We start from the raw sequence: 7,887 nt of genomic DNA on the forward strand, positions 1-7,887 counted from the left end.
CTGCTGAACGTCAACTCTGAATTTTTTTAAAGCTAATCGAGATGAGTTTTACACCTTAAATGATGGGACTGAGGTTTTATACAGAATGAGTGACCCATTAGAATACGGAATTATTTTTCAAAAAGATGGGCTTCAATATAATATTGGGATTGGGAATAAGAAGTACCTAAAGAAAAAGTTTACGGTACATCACCTTCTGCAAATCGCCGAATTAATGAACTGAAATGAGAAGTTATTTAGCTTCTCATTTTTGTTGTTTCGAAGACATATTAAAATCTCTGTATGATTCTGAACTAATATACTAAAGTAAAGAGTGCGTTTGTTTAACATTTGGAGAAAGTATGAGGAGTTAGTATGGAACAGATTAAATTGTTAAAGTCTAAAGGAATCCTTGTTTCCAAACTGGTAGGAAAAAGAGACGAACTACAGAAACAGTGGGAAGAAGCATTCGCCAAAAATCTTAGCAAATCCCAAAAAAGAAAAATTTATTTACATCAGCACTTATGGCACGTATTTAGCTATAAGAAACTTTCCTGTTTAGAAGAACAAAAAGCAAGGGACGCATTTAATAAGGTAAAGAAAAGTGGCTGTTATATTTTTTACAATGACAACCAAAATGTATTATTGCTTGGAAACGACAAAAGTCTAAGGGCGGAGGACCTAATAAAAGATGTTGACGATTTTTTAGAAGATGTTTATGTAGTTGATACCGATTTTTCATGGACCTATGTTCTTACTCATGAAGAATATTGTGGACCATACTTCTATCAGCTAAATGAGGATTAGCAAATCTATCTTAATCAAGTAACGGGTGGCTTTAACGAAAGATGGAGTTGTCGGATAGACAGCTCCTATGCTTTTTTAAGTAAAGGTGAAGTTTAGTTGAAGTAGGATGGTATAATCATTCTATAATAAAAGAGTGCATTTTGAGAGGGGAAATATTAACTTGGTTAAAACTCAAGTAATGGTTTACTTCAGCTTATATGGGAATGAGTTTCCAATAGAAGATGTGACCGAGGCAATGGGAATTGAACCAACCAATTCCTATAAAAAGGGTGATGTCATTGTTAGACCTCTTAATCCAAATGTTATTTCAACAAAGAGTCAGTATCGAAAAGAAACATCCTGGGAACTAAGTACAGGCTATCAAGAATCCTTTGATGTCAAAATACAAATGGACCAGATACTAGAACGATTAAAAAATAAAGCAGATATAATTAATGGGCTAAAAAATAAGTATCAACTTGAATGTGATTTCTCAATAGTAATAATTATGGAAAACGGGGACACACCTGGCTTACATATTGATAATGAACAAATTGCATTCGCAAACAGTATAAAGGCGGACTTTGATATTGATTTGTATGCAAACCCTTATAATGATACTGTTTACGATTAGAATGTATAGTCCCTGTTCAAGTGATAGGGGTAAATGTTGAAGACGGGGATTGCAGCGGCGGTCCTTTTTTGTTATGGAGCTAACGAAGCAGGTGTGCGGCCGAGCCTAGGTCGTATCATATAGCGGGTGGGATTCCCGTCGAGTAAGAACTAGCCATTCGCTCGTAGCGAGTCTTGGAGGACTATAGGTAACTTTGGTCTTTAAGCGTAGACAGTTAGGTGGCGGGCCGAAAGCCAAATGGTTGAAGGGATTGAGCTCCATAAACGTTAGTAAACCGAGAGGGCTGATGCCTTACCTGCGTGCAGAAAGCAACATTTTATCCTTCGTCAAAGGCGAGAAGGATAAAACCTCTTTGGAGTCAGAGACCTTGGCACGTTACACATTGATATGATACGGCAACTCGGGAGACCCTACCGGTCTCTTCTACTTTATAGAAGAGTATGGTCTACAAGCGATAACAAGCAAGGAAACCAAATGCCGATTGTAGGGAGTCGGATAGCAGCGTAGTACCAATGAAGTTGGGTAATGCCGATGGAGGAAAGGCTAGCTACCAGTTATCACCCTTACTAGGGACACATTTACTACACACAGAGGTAGGTATAATAAATGGAAACAAAACTACTAAGGATAGCAGAATTAGCAAAATCCGAGCCTAAAATGAAATTCACATCACTTGCGCATTTATTGAATAAGCAATCTCTAACTCAGTGTCATCATGAACTGCCTAATAAAAAGGCAACTGGTATTAATGGAACGACAAAAGAACAATACAGTGACAGCCTGGACGAAAACATAGAGGACTTAGTAAGTAGGCTTAAAAGCAAAAGTTATCGTCCTGTTCCAGTAAGACGAATGTATATTCCAAAGCTCAATTCAAACAAGATGAGACCATTGGGTATACCGGAACATGAAGATAAAATTGTTCAAAAGGGTATTACGAAAATATTAAATGCCATCTATGAAAATGACTTTCTGAACTGCTCATTTGGGTTCCGTCCAAATAGAAACTGCCACGATGCACTGAAAATACTGAATCAATATATTGAGAAGAGAGCAGTAAGTTATGTAGTCGATGTAGATATTAAAGGCTTCTTTGATAACGTTGACCACAAATGGATGATGGAATTCTTGAAACTCCGTAACACTGACCCTAACCTACTGAGAATAATCAGCAGGTTTCTTAAAGGTGGATACATGGAGGAAGGTAAGAAATACAAGACAGACAATGGTACACCGCAAGGTGGAGTGATATCTCCGATATTAGCCAATGTCTATCTCCATTACGTCCTTGATCTATGGTTTGAAAAAGTGGTTAGGAAACAATGTAAAGGCCAGGCATATATAGTAAGATACGCAGATGATTTTGTTTGTTGTTTTCAGAATAAAAGTGAAGCCGAGCAATTCTTCGATTCATTAAAAGCGAGATTAAAGAAATTTAACCTGGAAATAGCCGAGGATAAAACTAAAATAATTCCCTTCGGACGGTTTGCAGAAAATAATGCAAGGCGAGAGGGAAATGGTAAACCAGCTACCTTCGATTTCCTAGGGTTTACCCACTATTGCGGGAAAAGCAAACAAGGGAAATTTCGAGTAAAACGAAAATCTAGCAGGAAGAAAGTCCAAGGCAAACTAAGAGAATCTAAAGAATGGCTGAAGACTAATAGAAATAAAGATATTCATACAATTATGGATAGATTTAAACGCTCACTTATAGGTTATTACAACTATTATTGCATCACGGATAACACTCAAACTGTTAATAACTTCAAAGAGAAAATTGAATACTTACTATTTAAATGGCTAAACAGAAGAAGCCAAAGGAAATCCTTTACATGGGATAAATTTAACCTTTTTCTTCGTAAATATCCACTTCCTTCACCAAGAATCAAAGTGAACATCTATGAACTTAGAAAAGAGATTAGCTACATTCTGTAAACGATGACTAGGAGGAGCCGTGTGCGTTAATAGCGCAAGCACGGTTCTGTGAGGGGGGAGGAGTACAATTTACCGTAAGGTAGAAAGGCTCCCTTCTACTCGACTAATGCAATAAGAGTTATAATTAGGGTAGCTGCACTAGGAGACAATTGATAAAGGAGAAATTCTCTTATGTTTGGTTTCTTAATAGAGCAAAATTAAAAAAAGATGATTTAAAAGGCATTGCAAAATTAATGTATCAGGATGTATCAGATGATTCCTGGGATAAAGAGAACCTTACTAAAAGAAATTTAGATTTCACTATTGAAAGTGTTCGTTATATTGATATATATACAAAAAGATTAATGAATACGGAGTTTGGTACTGAATTGTTGAATAAGCATTTTGATAATTTAGTGGTTCGTATAGGAGCGTATATTGGTGAGGTTATCAAAAATAATATCAAGCAAGACTTTTACTGGTATGAGTCCGATTCTATACACAATTATTCTCACAATCTTGATGGAATGTATAGTAATACCCAAACACAAAGTGTTCTTTATTCTAAAAAAAGGGATATAGTTATCCTACCTTTGAATATGGTATCGCAATTCTTGAAAGGAAACTCCCCATACAGTAATTTTCTTACTTATGTAGAAGAAACGATTAAGCAAAATTCTTAAATAATAAAGCTATTGCCATACTTTTTATTGCAAGAATTTAAAAATTGTTCTTCAACTAACGGGTCCAAGAGTTCAAATTATAATGAGTTGTTGCGGCAGCTTTTATTGAACAAACGAAGCAGGATAGTAAAAGAAGGAAATGATAAGGGACTTGTAGAATATTAAGGAAATTTTATTAAATTTGGTGGTGGAGTTTTTATGGAATTGAGATTAGAAAAAGCAACTAATACCGATGCACAGGCTATATTAGAAATTCAGTTTAAGGCGTTTACGCCATTGTTGGAAAAATATAAGGATTATCATACTAACCCAGCAAACGAAACGGTTGAAAGAGTAATTACGAGAATTAATAATCCTAATGGAGGATTTTATAAGATACTATGCAACAATGCTCTTGTAGGGGCTATCTGTGTATTTTGGAGGGAAAAGACGCAATTCTGGATAAGTCCGATGTTTATTTTACCTGAATATCAAGGGAAGGGTATTGCACAAAAGGCGATACATTTAATTGAGGAGTTGTTCCCACAAGCAACTTCTTGGGAATTACGGACAATTTTACAAGAAGAACGTAACTGTTACTTGTATGAAAAAATTGGTTACAAACGATTAGAAAACTGGAAACATAGTTTAAATGAAAAGGCGACTCTGGTTCATTATATAAAAGTATGTTAATTCTACCTTAAGTAATGGGTATGTAAATGCAAAGGCTGTTCCCATAACCTTTTTCTTCAGTATGTGAAACAATGCAATTAAACTAATGGGTGGCGTTGCTCAATAACGATTTAGCTGCTTCGGCAGCCTTTTTTCTCGTTGCACCACTAACGGGCAGGATAGTATAAAAATATTGAAATTTTTAAATGATAAAATAAAAAGGGAAAAATGAAAATGACTCTAGCAGAAACATATTCAAAMCTTGCAGTATCACCTTTGTACATAATTGTTTTAGTAATGTCTATTGGGTATTTAATTTTCAATCGAAACGAAAAAGGCTTCTTTGCTGCTTTATATAAAATTTATTGTGTTTTTATAGCAGTTAATTATCTTATTGCAATTTATTTTCGTTTTTTTCACTAACGGCTACACACCATATTGAAGTGAGGTAATTGAAGAGACAAATTCGAACTCTGGAGTTGTTTAGCATTGTTTGACTTTATATTTGATTTTTTAGGTTCATTCCTATATGGAAGTAATACGGGTTTAAATACAAGAAAAATTGACAAAAACATTGAACTTTTAAAACAGCAAGGTTGGTTTAAAAGGATTTATGAAGACGAAAAGTATCGTAGGTTGTTTTTCTCAAATAAGTACGTAAGAGCTTATTTACAAAGCAATTATCGAGTAAAAAAAATTATTCGTAATGAGAGTGCTCAAAAAAAGTTATTGAATCTGCTTGATAAGCAATTGAAAAGGTAATTACGTCTTATTTAACTAAATTGTGAATCGTTTCACTTAGACTAACGGGTGCTATTCTTTAAGAAGGAGAATGGCTTTTTATTATTGAAATAAAAGAGCAGTAGAGTTAAAGAAAGGACGATAAGGGGGGGAATTATGAAAAAGGCGTTAATTACATTAGTTGTTTTAGGTGTTGGGATTTACTTCGTTATCGGGTTATTTAATAGTAGCCCACCAAAAACAAATATAACTGTTGATGAAAAGAAACTGGAAGTGGCACGAGGTTCATATTGTTGGGATGGTTTATTTAATTCTATTTGTGCCGATACGATTTCGCCGCCAATGTTAATTGAACATCATGAAATTAAACCTGTGATTGTATTGCCTGAATCTAAATTAAAAATAGAATTTGAAAAAGAACCTAACGCAAATACATTGGGAGTAAATAGATGGCTTAATGATAACGAAGTGGAAGGTGTTTCGTTAAGTAATAATGTTTTAATAGCACCAAAAGAAAAAGGTGTTTATATTTACGATGTCCATGCAAGTTGGGAAAAGGGAAGTTCGAGTTATGCTTTTGTAATTGAAGTTCGATAAGTCTTCTTGAAGTAACGGGGGCGATAGCAGTACAGAGCTGTCGCTTCTTCAACTATTGGGGAAGGTTACTTTGAAGAAGAGTATTCCAAAATACACAGGAATTCCTTTGAATATTACAGAATATTATTATGAATATACAGTAATTTAGGAGGTAATTAAGTTATGTACATACAAGCAGTTTTCATAGATAGGGATGGAACTATTGGGGGGAGTAATTGTGTTATTTATCCTGGGGAGTTTGAACTATTCCCCGATGTTGGAGAGTCAATACAGCAATTGAAAAAGTCTGGTGTTTTAATTTGCTCTTTTACAAATCAACCTGGAATTTCTAAGGGAGAAGTTTCCTTTCAAAGTTTTGAAAAAGAACTCAAAGATTTTGGTTTTGATAAAATTTATCTCTGCCCACACCAGCATAATGAAGGATGTCAATGTAGAAAACCTTCTCCACAAATGCTAAAAGAGGCTGCTAAGGATAATAACTTAAATTTAAACCAATGTGTAGTAATTGGTGATAGATGGACTGATTTGTTAGCTGCCGATGAGGTTGGATGTAAGAAAATTTTAGTGAAAACAGGTAGTGGTAAAGAAACCTTTGATAAGTATATAAACAAGGAGTTTTTTGGTCGGTGGGGAGAAGTAAATCCTGATTTTATAGCGGAGGATTTAAATGGAGCTATTAAATGGTTAATGTCAAACCAATAAAATTTGCCTCTCTTTAACTAAAGGATGCGATACTTTAAGAGAGTAAGGCTGTGTTGTAGCAGCCTTTTTTCGTTGTTTCACTATCGGGTCAGGTTTGTAGAGAAGGATAGCTGAGATTAACTTTGGGGATAATACACCTAATTTTAATTTAAGGTGATGATATTATGAATTTATTGCGATTTATTATACTTTTATTTTCATTAWTGCTATTTAATAACACCCCCGCACTAGCAGCTCCAAAACAACTCAATCTTTTAGAAAGCCAGTTACTGTCTTTTATGACTGGCTTGCACGTAGGAGAACCGAAACAAGCCGTTGAATTGTGGATATTAGGCGTGAATAATCGAAGCGGTGCTGTCCAGTATGCGATGTTGTCCCCTTCGCTTCAAAAACAATCAATGAGAAAATTTGAGCAAACTCGCTGGGTGACAGGTCAGTCAAGCCCTTCGGTTAGTAACTTTCGTTTTACCAAAGTAGAAAAGCTAAGCGAATCCAAAATGCGGTATACCGTTAAATACGATTTATGGGCATCATATGGAGATTTTGGTGGTGGGCAGAAAATTATAACTGTGGAAAAAAATCTAGAACCATTTAAAGAGTATTGGTTTATTTCATCAATAACAACGAAATATAATCAATATGAAGCATTTACCCCAGGCGAAACAGTTTTAAAATAGAGAAATCCAAAAAACGTTGTTGAATAATTTTATAACAGCGTTTTCTTACTGTGATTTTCACTGTGAGATTTGAACAGAATTCATATGCGTATTTATGATTCTTATACTTACACTTCAAAGAGAAGCCCGTTAATTTTGATAAAAAAACGAAGTTTGTGAATAAATCTACTTAAACAAACGGGTGCGATTGCATAAGAAGTGCAGTCGCTTTTTTACTAACCGGGCAGATATATACAGTATCAACTTAATAAATATTGAAAGAATGCACCTTTTATCATTGTTTACATGTATTTATAGATACAGGTTTTAAAGACTTGAATTTAGCCCTCTTTGGGAACTATTAATCCTGGGATTAAGCAGCCCCCTCATCAGGCAACTAGTCTATCTTTCATCCCTACCGCGCTTTCGCTTACTAGCCTTGAAGTTTAGTGTGGAAGGAGTACACTTCCACACTAAACTTCAAGGGCGTATCCTCCCCCTGTTAAGACATGTTTACTTCCATATCTTTGAATACGTTGAATAC

The 7,887-nt window shown here is 35.0% G+C and carries 10 protein-coding genes; all 10 read left to right on the top strand.

What is annotated here, in order from left to right:
* The first annotated feature begins 85 nt into the window (after positions 1–85).
* Positions 86–223 carry a hypothetical protein gene (locus BTR25_RS27945; protein WP_175596903.1) on the top strand — a complete coding sequence of 46 codons (138 nt, stop codon included), beginning with the start codon at positions 86–88 and terminating at the stop codon, positions 221–223.
* Positions 224–354: 131 nt separating this feature from the next.
* Positions 355–786, top strand: a complete 432-nt coding sequence (locus BTR25_RS26175; protein WP_075690889.1) for a DUF4275 family protein — start codon at positions 355–357, stop codon at positions 784–786.
* A 178-nt stretch (positions 787–964) separates the two neighbouring features.
* Positions 965–1,399 (top strand): DUF4279 domain-containing protein, encoded by a 435-nt coding sequence (locus BTR25_RS26180; protein ID WP_075690897.1) that lies wholly within the window; start codon positions 965–967, stop codon positions 1,397–1,399.
* Positions 1,400–2,005: 606 nt separating this feature from the next.
* Positions 2,006–3,334, top strand: a complete 1,329-nt coding sequence (gene ltrA / locus BTR25_RS26190) for a group II intron reverse transcriptase/maturase (RefSeq protein ID WP_075690891.1) — start codon at positions 2,006–2,008, stop codon at positions 3,332–3,334.
* A gap of 149 nt (positions 3,335–3,483) precedes the next feature.
* Positions 3,484–3,996: a hypothetical protein gene (locus BTR25_RS26195; RefSeq protein WP_254842804.1), complete on the top strand. Its 513-nt coding sequence runs from the start codon at positions 3,484–3,486 to the stop codon at positions 3,994–3,996.
* 198 nt (positions 3,997–4,194) lie between these two features.
* Positions 4,195–4,668: a GNAT family N-acetyltransferase gene (locus BTR25_RS26200; RefSeq protein ID WP_075690892.1), complete on the top strand. Its 474-nt coding sequence runs from the start codon at positions 4,195–4,197 to the stop codon at positions 4,666–4,668.
* Between the two features lie 468 nt (positions 4,669–5,136).
* On the top strand, positions 5,137–5,409 hold the full coding sequence (locus tag BTR25_RS26210; protein WP_075690894.1) for a hypothetical protein: 273 nt from the start codon (positions 5,137–5,139) through the stop codon (positions 5,407–5,409).
* Between the two features lie 135 nt (positions 5,410–5,544).
* Complete coding sequence (locus tag BTR25_RS26215; RefSeq protein WP_075690895.1) at positions 5,545–5,985, top strand: hypothetical protein; 441 nt, start codon at positions 5,545–5,547, stop codon at positions 5,983–5,985.
* Between the two features lie 162 nt (positions 5,986–6,147).
* Complete coding sequence (locus BTR25_RS26220; protein ID WP_075690896.1) at positions 6,148–6,687, top strand: HAD-IIIA family hydrolase; 540 nt, start codon at positions 6,148–6,150, stop codon at positions 6,685–6,687.
* A gap of 164 nt (positions 6,688–6,851) precedes the next feature.
* Positions 6,852–7,364, top strand: coding sequence for a hypothetical protein (locus BTR25_RS26225; protein ID WP_254842805.1), 513 nt, complete (start codon positions 6,852–6,854; stop codon positions 7,362–7,364).
* Positions 7,365–7,887 lie beyond the last annotated feature (523 nt).

Source organism: Bacillus sp. MRMR6 (assembly GCF_001940785.1).
Classification (GTDB): domain Bacteria; phylum Bacillota; class Bacilli; order Bacillales; family Cytobacillaceae; genus Neobacillus.